Source organism: Delftia sp. 60 (genome assembly GCF_002754395.1).
Classification (GTDB): Bacteria; Pseudomonadota; Gammaproteobacteria; order Burkholderiales; family Burkholderiaceae_C; genus Comamonas; species Comamonas acidovorans.
The window spans coordinates 2590014-2613013 of record NZ_PEFD01000001.1 but is presented as its reverse complement, the minus strand read 5'-3'; the positions used below and the strand labels follow the sequence as shown (position 1 = coordinate 2613013).

Sequence of the window (23000 nt, the reverse complement as noted above, 5' to 3'; positions counted from 1 at the left end):
CCAGTCGTGCAATGGCAGGCAGCACTGCGTTGCCCTGCACGGGGGTAGTGCGCAAAGGTAGTGCGCGGGGGCCTGCATGGCGGTGGGCGGACAGCGCCTACACTCACGCCCTCATGTTCCAGCCTTCATCCATCCCCTCCCCGGCCCAGCCGCCAGAGCCCGACGACGCGCCGCTGCACATCCTCTGGCGCGACGAGCATCTGGTGGCGGTCTACAAGCCCGCAGGCTGGCTGGTGCACCGCACGGGACTGGACGCGCACGAGACGCGCTTTGTGCTGCAGACCCTGCGCGACCAATTGGGCTGCCATGTGTACCCCGCGCACCGCCTGGACAAGGGCACCTGCGGCGTGCTGGTCATGGCCTTGCATGCCCAGGCCGCCCAGCGGCTGGGCCAGGCCTTTGCCGGGCAGGAAGTGCGCAAGCAATACCTGGCGCTGGTGCGGGGCTGGCTGCCGGATGCGGTGGAGGTGGACCACGCGCTCAGGCCCGACGATGCGCCCGAGGACGCGCCAGCCCAGCCCGCACAGACTTCGCTGCGCTGCCTGGCGCGCCTGGAGTGGCCCGAGGCCTTTGACCCGCGCCACGCGGCCACGCGGATTTCACTGGTCGAGGCCCTGCCTGCCACGGGCCGGCGCCACCAGATACGCCGCCATCTCAAGCATGTGGCCCATCCCATCATTGGCGACGCCACGCATGGCAAGGGGCCGCTGAACCGCTGGTGGGCGGAGCGGCTGGGCCTGCAGCGGCTGTGGCTGCACGCCCATGCGCTGGAGCTGGCGCACCCGATGACGGGCGAGCCGCTGCGCTTCGAGGCCGACTGGCGGCAACTGGGCCATGTGGCCGATGTGCAGCACTGGCGCGCGCTGTGCGCCCTGCCCGGCTGGCAGGCCTGTGCGGGCCTGCCGACGACGGCCCGGCCGGATCAGGCAGCTTCGACAGGCGCGCCCGTTTCAGGCTGCTCCATCAGCGGCGCTGCCACGTAGGCGTAGTCGGCCGAGGCATCGGCCTTGAGCACGCCAGACAGCAGCTCCACCAGGCGCTCGTTGCCCATCTTGAAGCCGCAGGCCTGGGCGTGACCACCGCCGCCAAAGCTCTCGGCCAGCGGAATGCAGTTGAACTCCGAGCGCGAGCGCAGGCCGATCTTCACGCCCTTGGTGCTGGCATGCCACATCAGCGCGAAGCTGCCGCTCTGGCGCGCCAGCAGGTCGCCGACCTGGCTGTGGAACATGCCGGGGCAGTTGACCATCAGCCCTTGCATGCCGTTGAAGACCAGGGGCTGGGCCGCCTCGGAAATGTCGGCGCACAGCTTCTGGAATTTCTCGTCCATGGCGCCGCCGCGTGCCATGAAGGCGGCTTCCTGCTCGGGCGTGAAGGCCGCGATCTCGGCCCAGCGCTCGAAGCTGCGCGGCTCCATGTCCAGCGCCGCGAGAAAGCCCGCGCTCTCGGCGAATTCCCACTTCCAGATGTCGCGGTCCTCGATGAAGCGGATCAGGCCGGGCACGGGCTTGTCGGCCTGGAAGAACTCCCAGGCCAGGCGCGCGCCGGACTTGTTCATGTCGAAGTGCACGACGCCGCAGCGGCACTGGTAGCCGCTCAGCTTTTCGGCAGCGCTCTTGTGGTGGTCCAGCACCACGAGCTTGGCCACGCGCGACTCGATCTCGGCCATGAGCTCGGGCTCGAAGGCGAAGTCCAGCACGTAGACGGCGCGGCCGGCCAGCTCGCCCAGGTCGTCGGCCTTCTGGATCTCGCCATGGTCCAGGCCCCGGAATTCGGCCTGCCCGCCGTAGTACAGCCAGGCCGCCAGTGCCGCGCCATAGCCGTCCGGGCAGCGGCGGCCGTGGTAGAGGATCAGGGGCTGGGGATCGTCATGCTCGGGGCGCACGAACAATTGCAGGGGCAGGATGGTGTTTTTCATGATGGGGGCGATTGTCGGTCCTGGCGCCATTCCCCTGCACTTGCTCCAGCGCCCGGGCACCCTGGGCAGCCGGGCATTGCGCGGGCTGCTCGCAAGGAACGTAGCGCAAAGCCTGGGCAGCACAAGGCCTATCACCCCGGCAGGCGCCGCAGGCACACCCCAGGACCTATCATGTCCGCCTTGTCATTGAATTGCTGCGACCGCCTGCGGACCCGCTGGGCGTGCAGGCCGCCGCGGCCCCTGTATGCGATCCACACCCGACATCACCCCCCACCTCGGCTCCCTGCTGAAGTTCCGCCACGACCTGCATGCCAACCCCGAGTTGCGCTACGAGGAGCACCGCACCGGCGACAAGGTGGCGGCCTACCTGATGGCGCTGGGTCTGCAGGTGCACCGCGGGCTGGGCAGGACCGGCGTGGTGGCAAGCATCCACGGCCGGGGGCGCAGCGCCGCCAACCCGGGCCGCAGCATAGGCATACGGGCCGACATGGATGCGCTGCCGGTGACGGAGCTCAACGCCTTCGGCCACGCCAGCCAGAACCCGGGCTGCATGCATGCCTGCGGCCATGACGGCCACACGACCATGCTGCTGGGCGCGGCCACGCTGCTGGCGCAGCAGCCGGATTTCGATGGATCGGTGCACCTGATCTTCCAGCCCGCCGAGGAAGGCGGCGCAGGCGCCAAGGCCATGATGGAGGACGGCCTGTTCGATCGCTTCCCCTGCGAGGCCGTGTTCGCGCTGCACAACTGGCCTGCACTGCCTGCCGGCGAGATGGCGGTGCGCGTGGGGCCCATCATGGCCTCCACGCTGCGCTTCGAGATCCGCGTGCACGGCAAGGGCGGCCACGCGGCCATGCCCCACACCACGCTGGACCCGATTCCCGTGGCCTGCGCCATCGTCGGCCAGTTGCAGACCCTGGTGTCGCGCAGCACCGATCCGCTGGACAGCGCCGTGCTCACCGTGGGCAAGATCACCAGCGGCACGGTGGAGAACATCATTCCCGACGAGGCCAGCATCTTCGGCACGGTGCGCGCCCTCAGGACCGAGACGCAGCAGATGTTCATCGAAGGCATGCAACGCATCAGCGAGCATGTGGCGGCCGCCCATCTGTGCCGCGCCGAGTTCATTCTCAAGCCCGGCTATCCCAACACCACCAACCACGCGCACGAGGCCCGCTTCATGGCCGAGGTGATGCGCGAGGCGGTGGGCGAGGACCGCACCCACGCCGACATCCTGCCGGCCATGACGGCCGAGGACTTCGGCTTCATGCTGGAGGCCGTGCCCGGCGCCTATGGCTGGATCGGCAACGGCCCCGCCACGGGCGAGCCCGGCGTGGGCCTGCACAACCCCGGCTACGACTTCAACGACGACAACCTGGGGCGCGGCGCACGCTTCTGGGACCTGCTGGCGCGCCGCTGGCTGGAACAGTCCAGGACCTGAACGCCGTCACACGCAGGCCCTTGCGCTGGCCCTCACGCCGGCTTTCACACGCCGGCAGGCGCCCCCAGTTGCAGATCCACCCACTCGACCGCCGGCAGGGGCCGGCCGTAGTGGTAGCCCTGGAACAGCACGTCCTGATTCCAGGCCCGCAGCGTGCCGGCCTGCTCTTCGGTCTCCACTCCTTCGGCCACCACGCGCAGGCGCAGGCGTCTGGCCAGCAGCAGGATCGCCTCGACCATGGCGGCATTGCCTGGCGAGGTATGGCAGTCCTGCACAAAGGACTTGTCGATCTTGAGTTCACGGAACGGCAGCCGCTGCAGATAGGCCAGCGATGAATAGCCGGTGCCGAAGTCGTCCAGCCCCATCTCCACGCCCAGCAGCTGCAGCTCGGCCATGCGCTCGCGCGCCTCGTCCACATCGCGCATGACCACGCTTTCGGTGACCTCCAGCGTGAGGCGGCGCGGGTCGGCCCCGGTTGCGGCCAGGGTGCGCTTGAGCTTGTCCACCACGTCGGGCTGGCGGAACTGCCGCCAGCTGACGTTGACCGACAGCCGCCAGCCCTGCTGCACGAACTCGGGCCGCACCAGCATGCGGCAGGCCTGCTCCAGCATCCAGTCGCCCAGTTGCACGATCAGGTCAGATTCCTCGGCCACGGGAATGAAATCACCGGGCTCGACCATGCCCAGGCGCGGATGGTTCCAGCGCACCAGCACCTCGGCGCCCACACAGCGCCCCATGTGGTCCACCTGGGACTGCAGATAGGGCTGCAGCTCGCCGGCAGGAATGGCACGGCGCAAGTCCTTTTCGATGCGAAAGCGCTTGCCCACGGCCTCGGCCATGTCGGGCTGGAAGATGACGACCTGGCCCAGGCCTGCCTGCTTGGCCTGGTGCAGGGCCACGCCCGCGCGGCGCAGCACGTCATGGCCACCGCTGTCGGTGCGCGAGGCGGCAAAGCTGGCCGCGCCAATGCTGCAGCTGGCCTGCACTTCCTCGCCGGTTTCCTCCAGCCACAGCGGCCGCTCCAGCGCGTCCTGCAGCACCTGTGCCAGGGCGCGCATGTGCTGATCGACCTCGGCCGCCTCCTGGCCGGCCTTCTCCAGCAACACGGCAAATTCGTCGGCACCCATGCGGGCCAGCAGCACGCCGTCGGGCAGGGCATCGGCCAGGCGCAGCGCCAGCGCGCCCAGCAGCGCATCGCCACGCACCGTGCCGCGCACATCGTTGAAGGCGGTGAAGCGGTCCATGTCCAGCAGCAGCAGGCCGTGGCGCGGCTCGCCGCCCTTGCCGCCCTCGCGGAATTCGCGCGCCAGCGCGCGCAGGCGCTGGGTCAGCGACAGGCGGTTGGGCAGGCCGGTGAGCGCGTCGAAATGCGCCAGTGCATGGATCTGGCGTTCTGCGCGCATGCGCTCGGACAGGTCCTGCTTGAGTTCCACATAGTTGACGATGCTGCCGTCCGAGGCGCGTATGGGCGCCACCAGCACGGCCTCGGGCAGGTCCTCGCCCTGGCGCGTGCGGTTGGTCATCTGGCCGCGCCACAGCGCGCCCCGGCCCAGCTGGTGCAAGGCCTCTTCCCATGCAGGCGCGTCCAGGCCCATGGTGGAGTAGCGGTGCGTGGGCTGGCCCAGGACCTCGTTGCGCGCAAAGCCGGTGCGCTGCAAGAAGGCCTCGTTCACGTAGACGATGTTCTGGTGCACGTCGGTGATGACGATGCTTTCGGGGTTCTGCTCCACGGCGCGGTAGAACTTGCGCAGATCGTCCTGGTGCTGCTCCAGCGAGCCCAGCGTGTCCTGCAGTTCCTGGGCACGGCGGATCAGGCTGCGCCTTGCCATCAGCGTGACCGTGCCCGTCAGCCCCAGCATGCCCACGAAGTACAGCATGGAGAACACGGGCGAGGTCTCGCGCTGGCCTATCCAGTCAACCCCCTCGCGGCCCGCCACCCAGAACGCGGCCATGGCCAGCACGGACAGCACCAGCATGGCCAGCGTGGTGCGCACGCCCAGCACCCAGGCGCACATGACGAGCAAGGCCGGAAAGGCCAACACGGAGCTGCTTTGCACGCCGCCCGTGGCAGCCACCACGGTCACGGCTGCCACCCAGGTGCCCCAGACCAGAAGATTGGAGGCCAGCTTCCAGTGCCGGCGCCAGCCCAGCAGCACGGCGCCGAAGCTCACGCCGGCGGCAACCAGGTTCAGCCGCACGCTGGGCCAGGGAACGGGGTCCTGCGTCAAAAGCGCCATGGCCAGGAGCACGGTGAGGCTGGTGATCCATAGGCTGCCGACCAGAACGACCCGGCGCAGGGACAAATGGATTTCCGCCTCGACTCGATGACGCCGCATGAAAAAGCCCCAACAGAGAAAGAACACTCAACATGCTAGCGGTCGGCGCCGCCTGCGGCTGTGGTGGTTGTGCCACCGCCCCGGTCGGACGCCCTCTTGCACCAAACGGGGTATGCCGGCGCCGGCCGGCGGTGCCTCAGGGCGCGCTTTTGCGCTCGCGCGGGGGGCGCTTGCGCGCCTTGCTGGCGTCCTTGCGCGCCTGGCGCTCGGCATCGCGTTCCTGGCCCACGGCCAGCCACTGCGCGTATTCGTCGGGCGTCTCCAGCGTGATGCGGCCCAGGATCGCTCCGCGGAAATCCGTGAGCACCAGCTCGGCAGCTTTTTGCAGATTGACACGTCCGCCGCTCATCATGGCGCCGCGGCGCCGGCCGATGGCATCCAGCAGCTCGTCGTCATGCAGGGCGGCAATGCGTTCGTTATCCAGGCCCAGCTTGTAGCGCGCCTCCAGCAGGTCCGCGTAGTTCTTCTGCAGATAGCCCAGCAGCTCCAGCGCCACCAGTTCCTCGTCATAGGCGTTGCGGCCCACGGCGCCGCTGGCGGCCAGGTTGTAGCCGCTTTGCTCGACGATGATGCGCGGCCACAGCATGCCGGGCGTGTCCCAGAGGTAGAAGTCGTCGGCCAGCACGATGCGCTGCTCCAGCTTGGTGATGCCGGCCTCGTCCCCCGTCTTGGCCTGCCGCTTGCCGCTCATGGAGTTGATCAGCGTGGACTTGCCCACGTTGGGAATGCCGCAGATCAGCACGCGCATGGGCTTGGCCATGCCGCCACGGTTGGGGGCCAGCAGCTTGCAGGCCTCGATCAGCCGGCGCGTGGGCGCGGGCTCGGAAGCGTCCAGCGCAATGGCGCGCGTGTCGCTCTGGGCGTTGTACCAGTCCAGCCACAGCGGCGTGCGCGCGGCATCGGCCAGGTCCTGCTTGTTGAGCACCTGCAGGCGCGGCTTGTGGCCCGTCAGCTCCTGCAGCAGCGGGTTGCTGCTCGACCCCGGCAGGCGCGCATCCAGCACTTCGATGACCACATCGATTTCCTTGACGCGCTCGGTGATCACCTTGCGCGTGAGATTCATGTGACCGGGGAACCACTGTATGGCCATGGGATTACTTTCTGGGAAACGGGGGAACTGGCAGGGGCGCAAGGATAATTCATGGCTTGCGCAGACAGGATGGAACAACGCGCTGCGCCCCAGCGCAAACCGCAGGCTTCATTCTTTCTTGCGCAAGCCGCAATTGTCCCCCGCTTTTACGCCCCGCCTCACTGCCTATGTCCTTGCCCGATACCCCCTCTTCCCGCTCCGCCTCGCGCAAGGCCGACATCGAACTGTTGATCAAGGGAGTGACCTGCGCCGTGATCGGCCTGGTGATTCTGCTGGCGCCGCAGTTCATGGCACCCGGGGGCATCGTGCAGATGATGGCCCAGTCGTACCTGGTCGGCTGGTTCGCCCTGCTGCTGGGCACGGCCTTCATCGTGCTGTTTGCGGTGCGCCGCAGCAAGGCGCGGCGCTGAGCATGGTGCAGGGCCCGCTGGAGCAGGCGCTGTCGCAGATCGGGCTTTGGCAGCAGCGCGCCCAGGCTGCAGGCATTGCACTGCGCCCGGCGCCGCCCCAGCCCACCAGTTGCTGCGGCCGCGGCTGCAACGGCTGCGTCTGGGAAGGCTTCTACGACGCCGTGCTGTTCTGGTGCGAGGATGCAGGCCAGGCCCTGAGCGGCGGACCTGGCTGAGGCACGGTCAGCGCAGGTTCTCGGGCGACATGTAGCGCAGGCGCCATTCCTCGAAGGACAGCGTGTCTGCGGCCTCGATGTCGCGCTGGTCCTGCACGGACTGCGCCGACCATTGCTCGAAGCGCTGCTGCTGCGCCTGGCTCCAGGGCAGGGCCAGCAGCGAATCGCGGGCCTGCTCGGAACGGGCCAGCGTGAAGCGCGAGAAGCTGTTGCCGTACTCGCCCGTCAGCTCGCCCAGCACATGGGCCGACGGCGTGCGCTCGGGGTGCTCCAGGCGTTCCAGCGCCTGGGCCAGCGCGGCACTGTAATCGTGCGTGCCGTGCGTGCTGTCCAGCGCCTGGGCATAGGGGCGGCACTGGTCCAGCACTTCATGGGCCCAGTCGCGCAGCGGCACCTCGCGGCCCGCGCGCACCAGTTGCAGGCCGGGCTCGCGGCCACGCTCGGCGGTCAGGTGCTGGTTGTGCTTGAGTTCGGCGATCTCGGCCGGCGTATCGGGCGGGCTGTCGGCATTCAGGCAGTGCAGCAGGAACACGTCCAGCATGCGCATGGTGGGGGCGGCAATGCCCACATCCTCGAAGGGATCGAGGTCCATCAGGCGCACTTCCACATACTCCACGCCGCGCTCGCGCAGGGCATGCAGCGGACGCTCGCCACGGCTGACGGTGCGCTTGGGGCGGATGGTGCCGTAGAACTCGTTCTCGATCTGCAGCAGACCCGTGCCCAACTGGTTGTAGTCGCCGCCCGGATTGCGCACGCCCAGCATCTCGTAGGCCGGGTAGGGATGGGTCAGCGCCTCATGCAGCGAATTCGCATAGCCTTCCAGGCCGTTGTAGCTGACATTGATGCTGGCCTGCGCATCGCTCTGGTAGCCCAGGCGGCCCATGCGCAGCGAGGTGGCATGGGGCAGGTACAGCGCCTGGCCCGTATTGCCCAGCGGCTTCAGGCCATGCTCGCGCCCCTCGACGAAACAGGGACACAGCGCGGGCGATGCGCCGTACAGGTACAGCAGCACGAAGGCATGGCGCCGGAAGTTGCGGATCAGCGAGAAATACTGGTCGCTGGTCACGCCGGGCAGCGACCAGTTGTAGTGGATGCCCGAAATCGTCTGCATGCGCCGGCCGTAGCGGTGGCCCAGCCCCATGCGGTACACGCTCTTGGAGCGGCCCGAGTGCGAGGAGCCATATCGCGCCAGCGGAATCGTCTCGTCCGTGGGCAGCTGGCAGGGCATGCTGGACGACCACAGCATCTCGCCGCCCGCATCGCGCAGGCTGCGCAGCACGAACTGGTGGATCTGCACCAGCTCGTCCAGGCATTCCTGCACGCCCAGGCGCGCGCCCGTGATCAGCTCGATCTGCGATTCGCTGTAGTCGGTGGTGATGTGCGGATGCGTGAGCGCCGAGCCCAGTGCCAGGGGATGCGGCGTCAGCGCCAGGCTGCCGGAAGGCAGCACGCGCAGGCCCTCCTTTTCTATGCCACGGCGTATGCCCTTGAGCCGCTGGGGATCGGGAACCGCCATGGATGCCTGCGATGTTTTCATTCTTGTTTACCGATTCGTTGATGGGCACCGGCCCACACGGAAACCACCAGGATTCCCGGCGGACCCGACCCGGACGCCGAATGATAGAGAAACGGCAGGAAACGCGATGGCGCCTGTCCGCTTAACCACGCGTTTTGGCCTGTTGCCCCGCATGGCACCGCCGCGAGCGAAAGGAATATGTCAGAGTTTCGCCCTCCCGGCCGGCCCTGCCTTGACGCCGGGCAAGGGCAGGCCGGCCAGCGGTGAAATCACTTGCCGGCCCCCGCTTCATCAACGGGCAGCGGCCATGGCCTTGCCCACCTCCAGCGTGCCCTGTGCGGCGCCGCTGGCAGGCACCTGTTCGCCGCTGCGGTCCAGCACCTGGGCCAGTTGCGCAGCCAGTTGCTCCGGCACCTGATCGCCCTGGCCCAGATACACGCCTTCGGTCAGCGTGATGAAGGCCGCCTCGAAGCCGCCCGCGCCTGCGCACAGCGTGGTACGTGTGGGCGCACTTTCGTGGGCCAGCACCAGCATGGCGGGCACCACGGCCTCGGGCTTGAGGGCGGCCAGCACGGCCTCGGGCATCAGGCCTTCCGTCATGCGCGTGGCCGCCGTGGGGGCCAGCGCATTCACGTGGATGCCGTGCTTGGCGCCTTCGATGGCCAGCGTCTGCATGAGGCCGACCTGGGCCAGCTTGGCCGCGCCGTAGTTGGCCTGGCCGAAGTTGCCATACAGGCCCGTGGACGAGGTGGTCATCACGATGCGCCCGTAGTTCTGCGCCTGCATGTGCGGCCACACGGCCTTGCAGCAATGCGCGGCGCCCATCAGGTGCACTTCCACCACCAGGCGGAAATCATCCATGTCCATCTTGGCGAAGCTCTTGTCGCGCAGGATGCCGGCGTTGTTGACCAGGATGTCCACGCGGCCCCAGGCATCGACGGCCTGCTGCACCATGGCCTGCACCGCCGCGAAATCGGTGACCGATGCGCCGTTGGCCAGCGCCTGGCCGCCCGCCGCGCGGATCTCGTCCACCACGGCCTGGGCCGCCGTGGCCGAGCCGCCGCTGCCATCCACCGCGCCGCCCAGATCATTGACCAGCACCTTGGCGCCGCGCGCCGCCAGCGCCAGCGCATGCAGACGCCCCAGGCCGCCGCCGGCCCCCGTCACGATGGCCACGCGGCCTTCAAACTCAATCGCCATGGAGATGCTCCCTTTGTTGCATTGGATGCCGGCTCCGCCCGTCGGATGGCAAGGCGCCGGTCACCCAGCAATGTAGACGGACGCCGCCTTCGTTCCGGTTGCCCAAGCGACTGCGGCAGGGCCGCCAGCCTTGTCCCCACCATTGCGTGACAAGCCTGTGGACAACCATGTGCTGGCCCGGGACTGGTGACCCAAGCGGTTGTTTTGAATGGATTTTTTTCTTTTGCCTATTTTTTAATCAAATCCACAAGTCGTCTGCCCGACTTATCCCGTCTCACCCTGAACAATCTTGTGAACAACTTTCACAGCGGGCGGGATAAGCCAGACAAGTCATTGATTCAAAAGGCAAACATGCAACATGCTTAAAAAACAGGCAGAAGACCCCGGATTTTCGGGCCGCGTCCCGCTTATCCACCGCACAACCCGCATGTACGCATTTACCCCCATTCGGACTGGACAAGCATGTGGACAAGCGGCTGCAACGGCCTGATTTCGCGGTTAAGTCATTGATTTGAAATACAAGCCCTGCGATTGATTAAAAAACAGGCAAACGGCGCAATTCCGGACCTGTGCCGACCTGCTCCGTATCGCATACAAATGCAGGCTCGGCAGATCCCATCCAAAGCAGACGCCCATGAGCCAGGACTCCCCCGCCTCCTCCCCTTTTTCCCCGCCCTTCTTCACCGCCCGCCTCACGCCCAGCGGCCTGCAGGTCGATGCCTGGGCCGACCAGCCGCTGCTGCATTCGCTGGAGCAGGGCGGCGTGGACTGGCCCAGTTCCTGCCGCAACGGCACCTGCCGCACCTGCATCGGGCAGTTGGTCTCGGGCAGCGTGCGCTACGAGATCGAATGGCCGGGCGTGACGCGCGAGGAACGGGCCGAGGGCTGCGTGCTGCCCTGCATCGCCTATCCCGAAGGCGATGTGGTGCTGCAGGACCCCGGCCCCTGAATCCGGCCAAAGCCCGCGCCGCCTGCGGCCGATGGCCGCTGGAATAGAATGTGCGCTTTCGCAAGGTCATTCCGGGTCATGCCGATTGCCGACAGCGGCTGCGCCGCGCCACACGTTCTTTGGAAGCCCACTTCTGACGCCTGCCAGGCCGAGGGAGCCGGCGCGTGTGCCGCGCCCCGTCCGCACGACCCGGCTCCTCCAGAAGGCACTCCATGAACAACTCCACGTCCCCCGTGCCCATCTCGCCGGTGGAAGACATCATTGCCGACATGCGCGCGGGCCGCATGGTCATCCTCGTCGACGAGGAAGACCGCGAGAACGAAGGCGACCTGGTGCTGGCCGCCGACCATGTCACCCCCGAGGCGATCAACTTCATGGCGCGCTTCGGCCGCGGCCTGATCTGTCTGACGCTCACGCGCGAGCGCTGCGAATACCTGAAGCTGCCGCCCATGGCCGCGCGCAACGGCACCGTGTACAGCACGGCCTTCACCGTCTCCATCGAAGCGGCCGAGGGCGTGACCACCGGCATCTCCGCCGCCGACCGCGCGCGCACCGTGCAGGCCGCCGTGGCCAAGGACTCCAAGCCCACGGATCTGGTCCAGCCCGGCCACATCTTCCCGCTGCAGGCCGTCGACGGCGGCGTGCTCATGCGCGCCGGCCACACCGAGGCCGGCTGCGACTTCGCCGCCCTGGCCGGCTGCAGCCCCGCCTCCGTGATCTGCGAGATCATGAAGGACGACGGCACCATGGCCCGCCTGCCCGACCTGCAGCTGTTCGCTGCCGAGCACGGCCTGAAGATCGGCACCATCGCCGACCTGATCCAGTACCGCAGCCGCAACGAATCCCTGCTCAGCAAGGTCGGCACGCGCCCGCTGCAGACGGCGCATGGCGAGTTCATCGCCCATGCCTTCCGCGACCTGCCCAGCCAATCCGTGCACCTGGCCCTGGTCAAGGGCCAGTGGGAAGCCGACACCCCCGTACCCGTGCGCGTGCATGAGCCGCTGTCCGTGCTGGATGCGCTGGAGACCGGCCGCACCCTGCATTCCTGGAGCCTGGACTCCAGCCTCGAATACATCGCCCGCCAGGGCCACGGCGTGGCCGTGCTGCTCAACTGCGGCGAGACCGGCGACCAGCTCATGGCCCAGTTCGACGGAAGCGCCCGTGCCGCCCAGGCTCCCGAGCGCGGCCGCATGGACCTGCGTACCTATGGCGTGGGCGCGCAGATCCTGCGCGAATGCGGCGTGCAGCGCATGCAGCTCATGGGCCAGCCGCGCCGCCTGCCCAGCATGGCCGGCTACGGCCTCGAAATCAGCGGCTACATCCCCAAGGAATAAGAAATGTTGAACGCAGAAAAGGGCCAGGCCCAGAACCTCGACGGCGCGCAGCTGCGCGTCGGCATCGTCCAGGCCCGCTTCAATGAAAGCATCACCAACAGCCTGACCCAGGCCTGCCGCGAAGAGCTGCTGGCCCTGGGCGTGCAGGCCGGAAACATCGACCACGTCACCGTGCCCGGCGCCCTGGAAGTGCCCGTGGCGCTGCAGGCGATGGCCGAGTCCGACCGGTACGACGCCCTGGTGGCGCTGGGCTGCATCATCCGTGGGGAGACATACCACTTCGAGCTGGTGGCCAACGAATCGGGCGCGGGTGTCACGCGCCTGGCCCTGGACTACCAGCTGCCGATCGCCAACGCGATCATCACCACCGAGAACACGGAGCAGGCCATCGCGCGCCAGACCGAAAAGGGACGCGACGCGGCCCGGGTCGCCGTGGAGATGGCCAACCTGCTCCAAACCATAGCCCGAACATGAGCGACGAACAATCCACACCGGCCTCGGGCCGCCCTCCCCGCCAAAGCCGCGGCGGCCTGACCAGCACCGGCGCGCGCAAGGCCGCCTCCAAGTCCAACCGCAGCCGCGCGCGTGAATTCGCGCTGCAGGCGCTGTACCAGCACCTGGTGGGCGGCAACGACGTGGAGGCCATCGACCGCTTCACGCGCGACCTGTCCGGCTTTCACAAGGCCGACTCGGTGCACTACGACGCGCTGCTGCGCGGCTGCATCAACTCCCAGGTGGATCTGGACGCGCTGATCGCCCCCAAGCTGGACCGCACCATGGCCGAGATCTCGCCCATCGAGCACGCCAGCATGTGGATCGGCGTGTATGAATTCCAGCACTGCCCCGACGTGCCCTGGCGCGTGGTGCTCAACGAGTGCATCGAGCTGGCCAAGGAATTCGGCGGCACCGACGGCCACAAATACGTGAACGCCGTGCTCAACGGCCTGGCGCCCACGCTGCGCGCGGCCGAAGTCGAGCATGACCGTGCGGGCAAGGGCTCCGCGCCCGCGCAGCCCGCCGCCAAGGCAGACACGGCCACCGACGCGGCAGCAGATGCCGCCACGGACGCAGCAGCAGACGACGCTGCCGACCAGGCCGCCGGCTGACGCCGCGCCTCGGGTCTTCGGGGCACAGGCCCCGCCGCATCCGGCCATCCATGGCCCGCCCGCGCCTGCCGGGCGCGGGCGCCTCTTCCAGGATTTCACCCGTCATGAAGTTTTCGACCCGCGCCGACCGCATTGAGCCCTTTTACGTGATGGAGATCGCCAAGGCGGCGCAGGAGATGGCGCGCGGCTGCGCGGACAGCGACACGCCGATGATCTTCCTGAACATCGGCGAGCCCGACTTCACCGCCCCCCCGCTGGTGCAGGAAGCCGCAGCGCGCGCCGTGCAGGATGGCGCCACGCAATACACGCCGGCCCTGGGCCTGCCCCAGCTGCGCGAGCGCATCAGCCATTGGTATGCGCAGCGCTTTGGCGTGGATGTGCCGGCGCGGCGCATCGTGGTCACGGCCGGCGCCTCGGCCGCGCTGCAGCTGGCCTGCCTGGCGACCATCGACGCGGGCGACGAAATCCTCATGCCCGACCCCAGCTACCCCTGCAACCGCCACTTCGTGAGTGCAGCCGAAGGCCGGGCCGTGATGGTGCCGACCACGGCGGCAGAGCGCTACCAGCTGAGCGCCGACAAGGTCGAGGCCGCCTGGAACGAGCACACGCGCGGCGTGCTGCTGGCCTCGCCCTCCAATCCCACCGGCACCTCGATTGCGCCGGCCGAGCTGCGCCGCATCCTCGACGTGGTGCGCGCCCGGGGCGGGCTGACCATCATCGACGAGATCTACCTGGGCCTGTCGCATGACGATGCCTTCGGCCAGACCGCGCTGGCGCTGGGCGAGGACGTCATCAGCATCAACAGCTTCAGCAAGTACTTCAACATGACGGGCTGGCGCCTGGGCTGGATGGTGGTGCCCGAGGCCATGGTGCCCGTGGTCGAGCGCGTGGCGCAGAACCTCTTCATCTGCGCCAGCACCGTCTCGCAGCGCGCCGCCCTGGCCTGCTTCGAGCCCGAGTCCATTGCCGAGTACGAACGCCGCCGCGCCGAATTCAAGGCCCGGCGCGACTTCTTCATCCCCGCGCTCGAGGCCCTGGGCCTGCCCGTGCCCGTGCAGCCCGACGGCGCCTTCTACGCCTGGGCCGACTGCCGTGCCGCTGCCGCCAAGCTCGGCGTCCAGGGCAGTTGGGACTTTGCCTACGCCGTCATGGAGCGCGCCCACCTGGCCATCACGCCGGGCCGCGACTTCGGCACGTTCGAGACCGCCGACTTCGTGCGCTTTTCCACGGCCAACTCCATGGAACAGCTGCAGGAGGCCGTGCGCCGCCTGCAGCGCCTGCTGGCCTGAGGCCTGCCGCACATGGCCTTCGAATTTCCCATCCGCGTCTACTGGGAGGACACCGATGCCGGCGGCATCGTGTTCTACGCCAACTATCTGAAGTTCTTCGAGCGTGCCCGCACCGAGTGGCTGCGCGCCCTGGGCATAGGCCAGCAGCAGTTGCGGGAACAAACGGGCGGCATGTTTGTCGTAACCCAGGCCCAGCTGCAATACCTGCGGGCGGCCCGGCTCGATGACCAACTCCTTGTTACCGCCGAGCTGCAAAGCAGCGGGCGCGCTTCGCTGACAATACGGCAGCAGGCGCTGCTGGCATCCGCTGGCGATGGCAATGCGCCGCCGCCCCTGTTGTGCGAAGGCACGATCCGCATTGGATGGGTGGATGGCTCGACCATGCGCCCCGCAAGAATTCCGAACCGCATCCTGGAGCAACTCTCATGAACTCCCATGACATGTCCATACTCAGCCTCGTGCTGCAGGCCAGCTGGGTCGTGCAGCTGGTCATGCTGATCCTCGTGGGCGCCTCGGTGGCCAGCTGGGCCACCATCTTCCGCAAGTCGCAGACCTTGAAGCGCGTGCGCTCGCTCAACGACGGCTTCGAGCAGGACTTCTGGTCGGGCACCAGCCTCAACGATCTCTATGCCTCGGCCGCGCACCATGCCAAGCAGGGCGGCCCCATGGAACGCATCTTCGCCAGCGGCATGCGCGAGTACCAGAAGCTGCGCGAGCGCCGCATCGCCGATGTGAACCAGTTGATGGACGGCACGCGCCGCGCCATGCGCGCCAGCTTCCAGCGCGAGATGGACGAGGTCGAGTCGGGCCTGTCCTTCCTGGGCACCGTGGGTTCGGTCTCTCCCTACATCGGCCTGTTCGGCACGGTCTGGGGCGTGATGCACGCCTTCACCGGCTTTGCCAACATGGAGCAGATCACGCTGGCCACCGTGGCCCCCGGCATTGCCGAGGCGCTGGTGGCCACGGCCATGGGCCTGTTCGCCGCCATCCCGGCCGTCACGGCCTACAACCGCTATGCCCACCAGATCGACCGCGTGGCCAGCCAGCAGGAAACCTTCATCGAAGAGTTCTCCAACATCCTGCAGCGCAACGTGGGTGCGACCGGCTCCAGCACCCCGTCCGGCCATTGAAGTCGCTCAAAGCCAGCAAGGAGTGAGCACATGCCCGCAGTAGCCTCGCGCGGCGGCCGCAGCCGCCGCACCGTCAACGAGATCAACATGGTGCCCTTCATCGACGTGATGCTGGTGCTGCTCATCATCTTCATGGTGACGGCCCCCATGCTCACGCCGGGCTCCATCAACGTGCCCAGTGCCGGCAAGGCCGCGCGCACGCCCCCGAAGCGCGCCGACGTGATGATCGACAAGGACGGCGGCATCCGCATCAAGGCCGGCAGCACCGACAAGACCGTCACGCTCAAGGAGCTGGGCGCAGCCGCCAGGAGCTGGCAGGACCAGCAAAGCGACGACAGCGCCGTGCTGATTTCGGCGGACAAGAAGCTGCCCTTCGAGACCGTGATGGCCGCCATGTCCGAGCTTCAGGCGGCCGGCGTCAAGCGCGTGGCCTTCGGCGTCAAGTCCTCCCAGTAAGCAGCGCCGCCCGCCTTCGATCCCATGCCCAACCTGCAAGACCACGACCAGTTCGCACCGCCGCGCACGCGCGGCCGCACGCGCTCGTGGGCCCTGGCCGCGGCAGCGCACGGGCTGCTCGTGGCCGCCATGCTGTGGACCGTGCGCCCCCCGAAGCAGGCCGACGAGCCCATGGTCGAGGCCGAGTTCTGGTCCACGGCCGCACCCGCTCCCGCCCTGCCCGTGCCTGCGCCACCGCCGCCACCTGCACCCGAGCCTGTTCCCCAGCCGCCACCGCCGCCGCCCGCGCCCGTGATTGCACCGCCCCCACCTCCCAAGCCGCAGGCCGTGGACGACGACCACGAGGCCGAGATCGCGCTGGAGAAGAAGCGCAAGATCGAGCAGCAAAAGAAGGAGCGCGCCGAACAGGCCGCCCGTGAGCAGCGCGAGAAGGAACGCCAGGAGCGCCTGGACAAGGAAAAGGCCGACAAGGCGGCCAAGGACAAGGCCGAGCGCGAGAAGGCGGAAAGAGCCGAGAAGGACCGCCGCGACAAGCTCGAGCAGCAGAAAAAGGACAAGGCCGAGCAGGACCGCAAGGACCGCCTGGAGCAGCAAAAGAAGGACAAGGCCGAAAAGGAAAAGGCGGACAAGGAAAAAGCCGCCAAGGACAAGGCCGAGCGCGAGAAAGCCGAGAAGGCCGACAAGGAAAAGGCCGCCAAGGCCGAAGCCGAGAAGAAAGCCGCCGAGGACAAGCGCAAGAAGGAACAGGCCGCCAAGGAAGCCCGCGAGGCCAAGGAAGCCGAGGCACGCCGCCTGGAAAACATCCGCCGCATGCAGGGCCTGGCCGGCAGCGGCGGCTCGGCCGGCGAAGGCGCAGGTGGCAGCAAGAGCGGCGGCTCGGGCAGCTCGGCCGGAGGCCCCTCGGCCGGCTATGGCGCCAAGGTGGCCGCGCGCGTCAAGCCCAACATCGTCTATCCAGACGCCATCAGCGGCAACCCGCGGGCCGAGGTGCGCGTGCGCACCGCGCCCGATGGCACCATCACCGGCGCCACCATTGCCAAGTCCAGCGGCAACAAGGCCTGGGACGATGCCGTCATCCGCGCGCTGCAAAAGACCGAGACGCTGCCGCGCGACATCGATGGCCGCGTGCCTTCGGACCTGGTCATCGGATTCCGCCCGCAGGACTGAACGGGCACAGGCCCTTCATCAAAAAGCCCCGCCGGTACCTGCCTGCGGGGCTTTTTCCATCTTGCGTTGTATGCAATCCGCCACGCGCCTGCGACTTCGCTTGCGGCACCGGCCGCTTGTCCCTAGCATCCCCGTCTTTGCCGCATTCGCGGCCCCCGTCCACCATCGCAAAGGAGAGAACCCATGTCCCATTCGACACGTCCCTTTGCAGTCGTGCACGCTTGAAGCCCTAGCGCCTCCAGGCCACGCTGCAGACCTGATTCCCGGCCCCGCAAGAGGCCCGGCTTTCGGCTGCGCGTGCGCTTTTCCTGATGCCTGTCCATCGAGCTTGCGGCGACTGCCCATTGCGCATTCCGCATCTGCCGGAATGTGCCCCAAGCACTCGATCGAAAGCCATTCATGGGCAATTCCCTTTCGGACACCTACATTGAGGTGTTCGCCAACCGCGGCGTCTGGATTGAAGACGCCGCCATCCAACAACTTCAAACTACGGCCCGCAACCTGGCCGGCATGCGCGCAGCCGTGGGCCTGCCCGACCTGCACCCGGGCCGGGGCTACCCGGTAGGGGCAGCCTTCTTTTCCGTGGGCCGCTTCTACCCGGCCCTGGTCGGCGGCGACATCGGCTGCGGCATGTCGCTGTACAGCACGGAGCTGGCGGCGCACAAGACCTCGGCCCCCAAGCTGGAAAAGGCGGTGGGCAACATCGACGGCCCCCTGCCCCAGGAACTGCTGGACGCCGTGGACATGCAGCAGCTGGAGCACATCGCCCAGGCCAGCGGCGTGGCCGACCTGGCGTATCTGCAGGACAGCCTGGGCACCATTGGCGGCGGCAACCACTTTGCAGAACTGCAGGTGGTGGACACGCTGTACGAGGACGGCGCGCTCGACAGGAAACGCGTGCACCTCATGGTGCACAGCGGCTCGCGCGGGCTGGGGGGCGCCATCCTGCGCGCCCATGTGGAGGCCTTCAGCCACGACGGCCTGGCAGCCAGCAGCGATGCCGCCACGCAGTACCTGCGCCAGCACGCGGCCGCCATCGCCTTCGCCCAACTGAACCGCGCCAGCATTGCGGCACGCCTGCTGCGCGCCCTGCGCACGCGCGGCCAGGCCCTGCTGGACATCACCCACAACCACGTGATCGCCCACCACTGGCGCAGCGAGGATGGCTTTTTGCACCGCAAGGGCGCCACGCCGGCCGACCAGGGGCTGGTGGTGATTCCGGGTTCGCGCGGCGACTACAGCTACCTTGTGCGGCCCGTGGCCGGGCGTGATGAAGCATTGCACTCGCTGGCGCACGGCGCGGGCCGCAAGTGGGCACGCACCGACTGCATGGGCCGCCTGCGCCCGCGCTTCACCCTGGACGAGCTGCTGCGCACCCAATTCGGCAGCGCCGTGGTCTGCGCCGACCGCGAACTGGTCTACGAGGAGGCCCCCCAGGCCTACAAGGACGTGGACTCCGTGGTCGCCAGCCTGCAGGAAGCCGGCCTGGTGCAACTGGTGGCACGGCTGCGTCCCCTGCTGACCTACAAGAAGGGAGCCATGCAATGCTGCTGATCCAGCTGACCGCATCCCACGGCCCCGCCGAGTGCGAGCATGCCGTGCGCCTGACCCTGCGCGAGCTGCTGCGCGACTGCGCCGCCAGCGGCATCGCCGTGGACGTGCTGGAGGAAACGCCCACGCCGGCCGGCTACAAGTCCGTGCTGCTGCGCTGCGAGGGCGACACGGACCTGCTTCACGGCACGCTGGGCGCCTGGCTGGGCACCATCCAGTGGGTCTTCGACAGTCCCCTGCGGCCCCACCACCCGCGCAGGAACTGGTTTGTTGCCGTGCAGAAGTGCGAGCCGCCCCGGCAATTGCCGGCAGACGGCGAAATCGTCTTCCAGGCCTGCAAGGCCTCGGGCAAGGGCGGCCAGCATGTCAACACCACGGACTCCGCCGTCCATGCCCTGCATGTGCCCAGCGGGATCTCGGTGAAGGTCATGAGCGAGCGCAGCCAGCACGCCAACAAGCGGCTGGCGCGCGAGCTGCTGGCCCTGAAGCTGGCGCGCCTCAACGCGCAGGGCGAGGGCCAGGCCCGGCGCACGCGCAGCCAGCAGCACTGGGAGGTGGAGCGCGGCAGCCCCGTGAAGGTGTTCCGCGCCTGAACGCCCGGAGCTAACCCCTGGCGCACATGTAGATGCCCAGGGCCAGCAGGCCCAGCATCAGCACGCGCTTGAAAACCTGGGGCGACAGCGACTGGCGCAGCCGCTCGCCCCAGGCCATGCCGGCCAGGGCGGGCAGCAGCATCAGTGCGGAAACCAGGGCCGTGGCCCCCCAGCCCGTCCAGGACGAAGCGGCATGGCCCGGCCCCTGCGCCAGCGCCATGCCCGCGCCCAGCGCCAGCGTGGACACCGTGAAGCACAGGCCCATGGCCTGCATCAGCGCCTGCCGGCCCAGCGCCAGCGATTGCAAAAAGGCCACGGCCGGCACCACGAACACGCCGGTCAACGCCGTGATCCCGCCCGTCAACAGACCGCACAACAGACCCAGCCAGGCCTGATGCCTCTGCGGCAACTGCAGGCCCGGCCCCCACAGGCCCCACAGGGCATAAATAACCAGGGCCACGCCCAGCGCCGTGCGCGCCACGGCGGCCTCGCCCACCGGGCCCCACCACAGCATGCCGCCCACCGTGCCCGCGACAATGCCCAGCTGCATCCAGCCCAGGCGCCGCAGCAGAGGCCAAAGCGATGGCATGGGCCGCATCTGCACCACATTGGTCACCAGGGACGGCAGCAGCAGCCAGGCCGCCGCCTGCCCGGCCGGCATGAACAGCGCCAGCAGCGCCATGGACACCGTGGGCAGGCCCAGGCCCACCACTCCCTTGACGACACCGGCCAGCCCGAACACGGCCACCGCCGCCGCCAGCACCCACCACGCATCCCACATCACGGCCACCCTGCACTTTCACTGACCTGGCTCAGGCCCTTCCTGAACCTTATGGCGCCATGCTCGCGCACCACCGCAGGGATCACAATCGGGAATCTTCAAACCAAGGCTCAGGCATGGCCTGAGCCTTCAGCACCATAGGCCATGCGATTCGACCTCACCGACCTGCAGCTGTTCGTCCATATCCTCGACTGCGGCACGCTCACGGCGGCGGCCGGGCGCGCGCACATGACCCTGGCCTCGGCCAGCGAGCGCGTGCGCGGCATGGAGGCGCAACTGGGCTGCGCCCTGCTCGCGCGCCAGGCGCGCGGCGTGCGGCCCACGGCGGCCGGCCACACGCTGGGCCAGCATGCGCGTGACGTTCTGGCCCGGATGCAACGCCTGCGCGGCTACATGGCCGAGTACGGCGCGGGCCTGGCCGGGCATGTGCGCGTATGCGGCAACACCTCGGCCGTGAGCGAGCACCTGCCGCTGGCCGTGGCCGGATTCCTGCGCGGGCATCCGCGCGTGGCGCTGGAACTGCAGGAATGCCGCAGCGCCGAAGTGCTGGACCGGCTGCGCCAGGGCCTGTGCGACATCGGCGTGGCCAGCGATGCCCAGGACCTGCGCGGCCTGCAGGCCACGCCCTGGCGCCCCGACCCGCTGGTGGCCGTGCTGCCGCGCGCCCACCGCCTGGCCCGGCGCAAGCGGCTGGCCTTGCAGGACCTGCTGACCGAAGACTGGGTAGGCCTGCCGCACGATGCCGCCCTGCAGGTGCTGGTGCGCCAGCAGGCCGCCTTGCTGGAAGGGCCGTCAGGAGGGCAGTTGCGCTGGCGCGCCCAGCTGCAGCACCTGGACAGCATCTGCCAGCTGGTGGGCCAGGGCGTGGGCGTGGCCGTCATGCCCGCCGCCGCCGCGCAGCGCCTGGCTCCAGCCAGCGGCGCCCGCCCCGTGCCCTTGAGCGATGCCTGGGCCCGGCGCCAGCTGCTGCTGTGCACGGCCCGGGAAGACCAGTTGCCCGCCCATGCAAGGCAGTTGCTGGTGCATCTGAAGGGACTGGGCCTGGCGGAGCCATAGCGAACCGTGTTGGAAAGCGCGATGCGGGACAATACGGGGATCATGACCCTCAAAGCCCCCGAACTGCTGCTGCCGGCCGGCTCGCTCGACAAGATGCGTGCGGCCTACGACTTTGGCGCCGACGCCATCTACGCCGGGCAACCCCGCTACAGCCTGCGCGCACGCAACAACGAATTCCGCCTCGAACAGATCGCCCAGGGCATCTCCGAGGCGCATGCGCGGGGCAAGAAATTCTTCGTCACCAGCAACCTGATCGCCCACAACGACAAGGTGCGCACCTATATCCGCGACATCGAGCCCGTGATCGAGTGCAAGCCCGACGCGCTGATCATGGCCGACCCCGGCCTGATCATGATGGTCAAGGAAAAGTGGCCCGAGACCGAGGTCCATCTCTCGGTGCAGGCCAACACCACCAACTGGGCCACAGTGAAGTTCTGGCAGAAGGCCGGCGTCTCGCGCATCATCCTGTCGCGCGAGCTGTCGCTGGACGAGATCGAGAAGATCCGCCAGGAATGCCCGGACATGGAGATCGAGGTCTTCGTGCACGGCGCGCTGTGCATCGCCTACTCGGGCCGCTGCCTGCTGTCGGGCTACTTCAACCGGCGCGATCCCAACCAGGGCACCTGCACCAATGCCTGCCGCTGGGACTACAAGACGCATGACGCGGCGGTGGATCCCAATACCGGCGAGGCCCTGGCCCAGACCATGGAGCAGGACTTCAGCTTCGAGAAGGCCCGCGAGGAAGCCGACAGCCAGTTCACCAGCACCTGCGGCGACGGCGCGCGCCACCCCAAGGCCGAGCAGGTCTACCTGCTGGAGGAAAAGGGCCGCCCCGGCGAGCTGATGCCCATCATGGAAGACGAGCACGGCACCTACATCATGAACTCCAAGGACCTGCGCGCCGTGGAGCATGTGGAGCGCCTGGTGAAGATCGGCGTGGACTCGCTCAAGATCGAGGGCCGCACCAAGAGCCTGTACTACGTGGCCCGCACGGCCCAGGTCTACCGCCGCGCCATCGACGATGCCGTGGCCGGCCGCCCCTTCAACCCGCACCTGATCACCGAGCTCGAAGGCCTGGCCAACCGTGGCTACACGGGCGGCCTGCTGGAGCGCCGTCCCTCGCAGGACTACCAGAACTACGAGACCGGCCACTCGGTGCTGCAGCGCAGCCACTTCGTGGGCGAGGTGCGCAGCTATGCCGACGGCATGGCCGAGGTGGAGACCAAGAACCGCTTCTCGGTGGGCGATACGCTGGAGATCATCCACCCGCAGGGCAACCGCCAGGTGCTGCTGGAGAAGATGTTCAACCTCAACGGCGAACCCGTGCAGGTCGCCCAGGGCAACCCGATCCGCGTGCGCATTCCGCTGGATGCGCCGGCCGAGGGTGCGCTGATCTCGCGCCTGCTGTGAAGCCGGGGCGCAGGCCGCCCTGCTCTTCTTGCCCGTGATTTTTTCCTGGCGGCTG

General features: G+C 68.2%; 23 protein-coding genes. 17 read left to right on the top strand and 6 right to left on the bottom strand.

Annotated features, from left to right (window positions below; translation table 11 throughout):
• Window positions 1-113 precede the first annotated feature (113 nt).
• Window positions 114-983, top strand: coding sequence for a pseudouridine synthase (locus tag CLV01_RS11795; protein ID WP_099734234.1), 870 nt, complete (start codon window positions 114-116; stop codon window positions 981-983).
• Here CLV01_RS11795 and CLV01_RS11790 read toward each other — a convergent pair.
• Window positions 923-1915 carry a DHH family phosphoesterase gene (locus CLV01_RS11790; RefSeq protein WP_099734235.1) on the bottom strand — a complete coding sequence of 331 codons (993 nt, stop codon included), beginning with the start codon at window positions 1913-1915 and terminating at the stop codon, window positions 923-925. The two genes, CLV01_RS11795 and CLV01_RS11790, sit on opposite strands and share 61 nt — an antisense overlap.
• A 244-nt stretch (window positions 1916-2159) precedes the next feature.
• On the opposite strand from CLV01_RS11790, the gene CLV01_RS11785 reads away from it, so the two are divergent.
• Complete coding sequence (locus CLV01_RS11785) at window positions 2160-3356, top strand: M20 aminoacylase family protein (protein ID WP_012204395.1); 1197 nt, start codon at window positions 2160-2162, stop codon at window positions 3354-3356.
• 44 nt (window positions 3357-3400) lie between these two features.
• On the opposite strand, the gene CLV01_RS11780 is transcribed toward CLV01_RS11785, so the two are convergent.
• Both CLV01_RS11780 and ylqF read right to left on the bottom strand, forming a co-directional pair.
• Window positions 3401-5692, bottom strand: coding sequence for a putative bifunctional diguanylate cyclase/phosphodiesterase (locus tag CLV01_RS11780; protein WP_063326740.1), 2292 nt, complete (start codon window positions 5690-5692; stop codon window positions 3401-3403).
• 136 nt (window positions 5693-5828) lie between these two features.
• Window positions 5829-6782 carry a ribosome biogenesis GTPase YlqF gene (gene ylqF, locus CLV01_RS11775; protein WP_012204393.1) on the bottom strand — a complete coding sequence of 318 codons (954 nt, stop codon included), beginning with the start codon at window positions 6780-6782 and terminating at the stop codon, window positions 5829-5831.
• Between the two features lie 167 nt (window positions 6783-6949).
• Here ylqF and CLV01_RS11770 point away from each other — a divergent pair, with 167 nt between their 5' ends.
• Together CLV01_RS11770 and CLV01_RS11765 are read left to right on the top strand one after the other, a co-directional pair.
• Window positions 6950-7192, top strand: coding sequence for a hypothetical protein (locus CLV01_RS11770; RefSeq protein ID WP_013803403.1), 243 nt, complete (start codon window positions 6950-6952; stop codon window positions 7190-7192).
• A gap of 2 nt (window positions 7193-7194) precedes the next feature.
• Window positions 7195-7407: an oxidoreductase-like domain-containing protein gene (locus tag CLV01_RS11765; protein WP_012204391.1), complete on the top strand. Its 213-nt coding sequence runs from the start codon at window positions 7195-7197 to the stop codon at window positions 7405-7407.
• 7 nt (window positions 7408-7414) lie between these two features.
• On the opposite strand, the gene gshA is transcribed toward CLV01_RS11765, so the two are convergent.
• Entirely contained in the window at window positions 7415-8944 is a 1530-nt protein-coding gene (gshA, locus tag CLV01_RS11760; RefSeq protein ID WP_071954808.1) for a glutamate--cysteine ligase, read from the bottom strand.
• 270 nt (window positions 8945-9214) lie between these two features.
• Window positions 9215-10123, bottom strand: a complete 909-nt coding sequence (locus CLV01_RS11755) for an SDR family NAD(P)-dependent oxidoreductase (protein WP_013803405.1) — start codon at window positions 10121-10123, stop codon at window positions 9215-9217.
• Between the two features lie 634 nt (window positions 10124-10757).
• On the opposite strand from CLV01_RS11755, the gene CLV01_RS11750 reads away from it, so the two are divergent.
• The 11 genes from CLV01_RS11750 to prfH all read left to right on the top strand — a co-directional run bounded on the left by CLV01_RS11750 (window position 10758) and on the right by prfH (window position 19698).
• Window positions 10758-11072 carry a 2Fe-2S iron-sulfur cluster-binding protein gene (locus CLV01_RS11750; protein ID WP_016450460.1) on the top strand — a complete coding sequence of 105 codons (315 nt, stop codon included), beginning with the start codon at window positions 10758-10760 and terminating at the stop codon, window positions 11070-11072.
• 212 nt (window positions 11073-11284) lie between these two features.
• On the top strand, window positions 11285-12406 hold the full coding sequence (ribBA, locus tag CLV01_RS11745) for a bifunctional 3,4-dihydroxy-2-butanone-4-phosphate synthase/GTP cyclohydrolase II (protein WP_099734236.1): 1122 nt from the start codon (window positions 11285-11287) through the stop codon (window positions 12404-12406).
• A 3-nt stretch (window positions 12407-12409) separates the two neighbouring features.
• Entirely contained in the window at window positions 12410-12880 is a 471-nt protein-coding gene (gene ribH / locus CLV01_RS11740; protein WP_012204386.1) for a 6,7-dimethyl-8-ribityllumazine synthase, read from the top strand.
• Window positions 12877-13512 carry a transcription antitermination factor NusB gene (gene nusB / locus CLV01_RS11735; RefSeq protein ID WP_013803409.1) on the top strand — a complete coding sequence of 212 codons (636 nt, stop codon included), beginning with the start codon at window positions 12877-12879 and terminating at the stop codon, window positions 13510-13512. The genes ribH and nusB overlap by 4 nt, the downstream gene beginning before the upstream one ends.
• Before the next feature lie 104 nt (window positions 13513-13616).
• Window positions 13617-14801 (top strand): pyridoxal phosphate-dependent aminotransferase, encoded by a 1185-nt coding sequence (locus tag CLV01_RS11730; RefSeq protein ID WP_043796416.1) that lies wholly within the window; start codon window positions 13617-13619, stop codon window positions 14799-14801.
• Between the two features lie 12 nt (window positions 14802-14813).
• A complete protein-coding gene (gene ybgC / locus CLV01_RS11725) occupies window positions 14814-15230 on the top strand; it encodes a tol-pal system-associated acyl-CoA thioesterase (protein WP_016450455.1) in 417 nt (138 codons plus the stop codon).
• Entirely contained in the window at window positions 15227-15931 is a 705-nt protein-coding gene (tolQ, locus tag CLV01_RS11720) for a protein TolQ (RefSeq protein ID WP_012204382.1), read from the top strand. Before ybgC ends, tolQ begins: the two co-directional genes overlap by 4 nt.
• A gap of 30 nt (window positions 15932-15961) precedes the next feature.
• The gene (locus CLV01_RS11715) at window positions 15962-16387 is read left to right on the top strand and encodes an ExbD/TolR family protein (RefSeq protein WP_047218593.1); all 426 of its coding nucleotides are present in this window, start codon (window positions 15962-15964) and stop codon (window positions 16385-16387) included.
• Window positions 16388-16411: 24 nt separating this feature from the next.
• Window positions 16412-17554, top strand: coding sequence for a cell envelope integrity protein TolA (gene tolA / locus CLV01_RS11710; RefSeq protein WP_065347916.1), 1143 nt, complete (start codon window positions 16412-16414; stop codon window positions 17552-17554).
• 399 nt (window positions 17555-17953) lie between these two features.
• Window positions 17954-19108, top strand: coding sequence for an RNA ligase RtcB family protein (locus CLV01_RS11705; protein ID WP_099734237.1), 1155 nt, complete (start codon window positions 17954-17956; stop codon window positions 19106-19108).
• Entirely contained in the window at window positions 19099-19698 is a 600-nt protein-coding gene (gene prfH, locus CLV01_RS11700; RefSeq protein ID WP_099734238.1) for a peptide chain release factor H, read from the top strand. The genes CLV01_RS11705 and prfH overlap by 10 nt, the downstream gene beginning before the upstream one ends.
• 10 nt (window positions 19699-19708) lie before the next feature.
• Here the strand turns inward: prfH and CLV01_RS11695 are convergent, their stop codons facing one another.
• Window positions 19709-20479 carry a sulfite exporter TauE/SafE family protein gene (locus tag CLV01_RS11695; RefSeq protein WP_099734239.1) on the bottom strand — a complete coding sequence of 257 codons (771 nt, stop codon included), beginning with the start codon at window positions 20477-20479 and terminating at the stop codon, window positions 19709-19711.
• Window positions 20480-20623: 144 nt separating this feature from the next.
• Here CLV01_RS11695 and CLV01_RS11690 point away from each other — a divergent pair, with 144 nt between their 5' ends.
• Window positions 20624-21535: a LysR substrate-binding domain-containing protein gene (locus CLV01_RS11690; protein WP_099734240.1), complete on the top strand. Its 912-nt coding sequence runs from the start codon at window positions 20624-20626 to the stop codon at window positions 21533-21535.
• 21 nt (window positions 21536-21556) lie between these two features.
• On the top strand, window positions 21557-22945 hold the full coding sequence (gene trhP / locus CLV01_RS11685; protein ID WP_099734241.1) for a prephenate-dependent tRNA uridine(34) hydroxylase TrhP: 1389 nt from the start codon (window positions 21557-21559) through the stop codon (window positions 22943-22945).
• Window positions 22946-23000 lie beyond the last annotated feature (55 nt).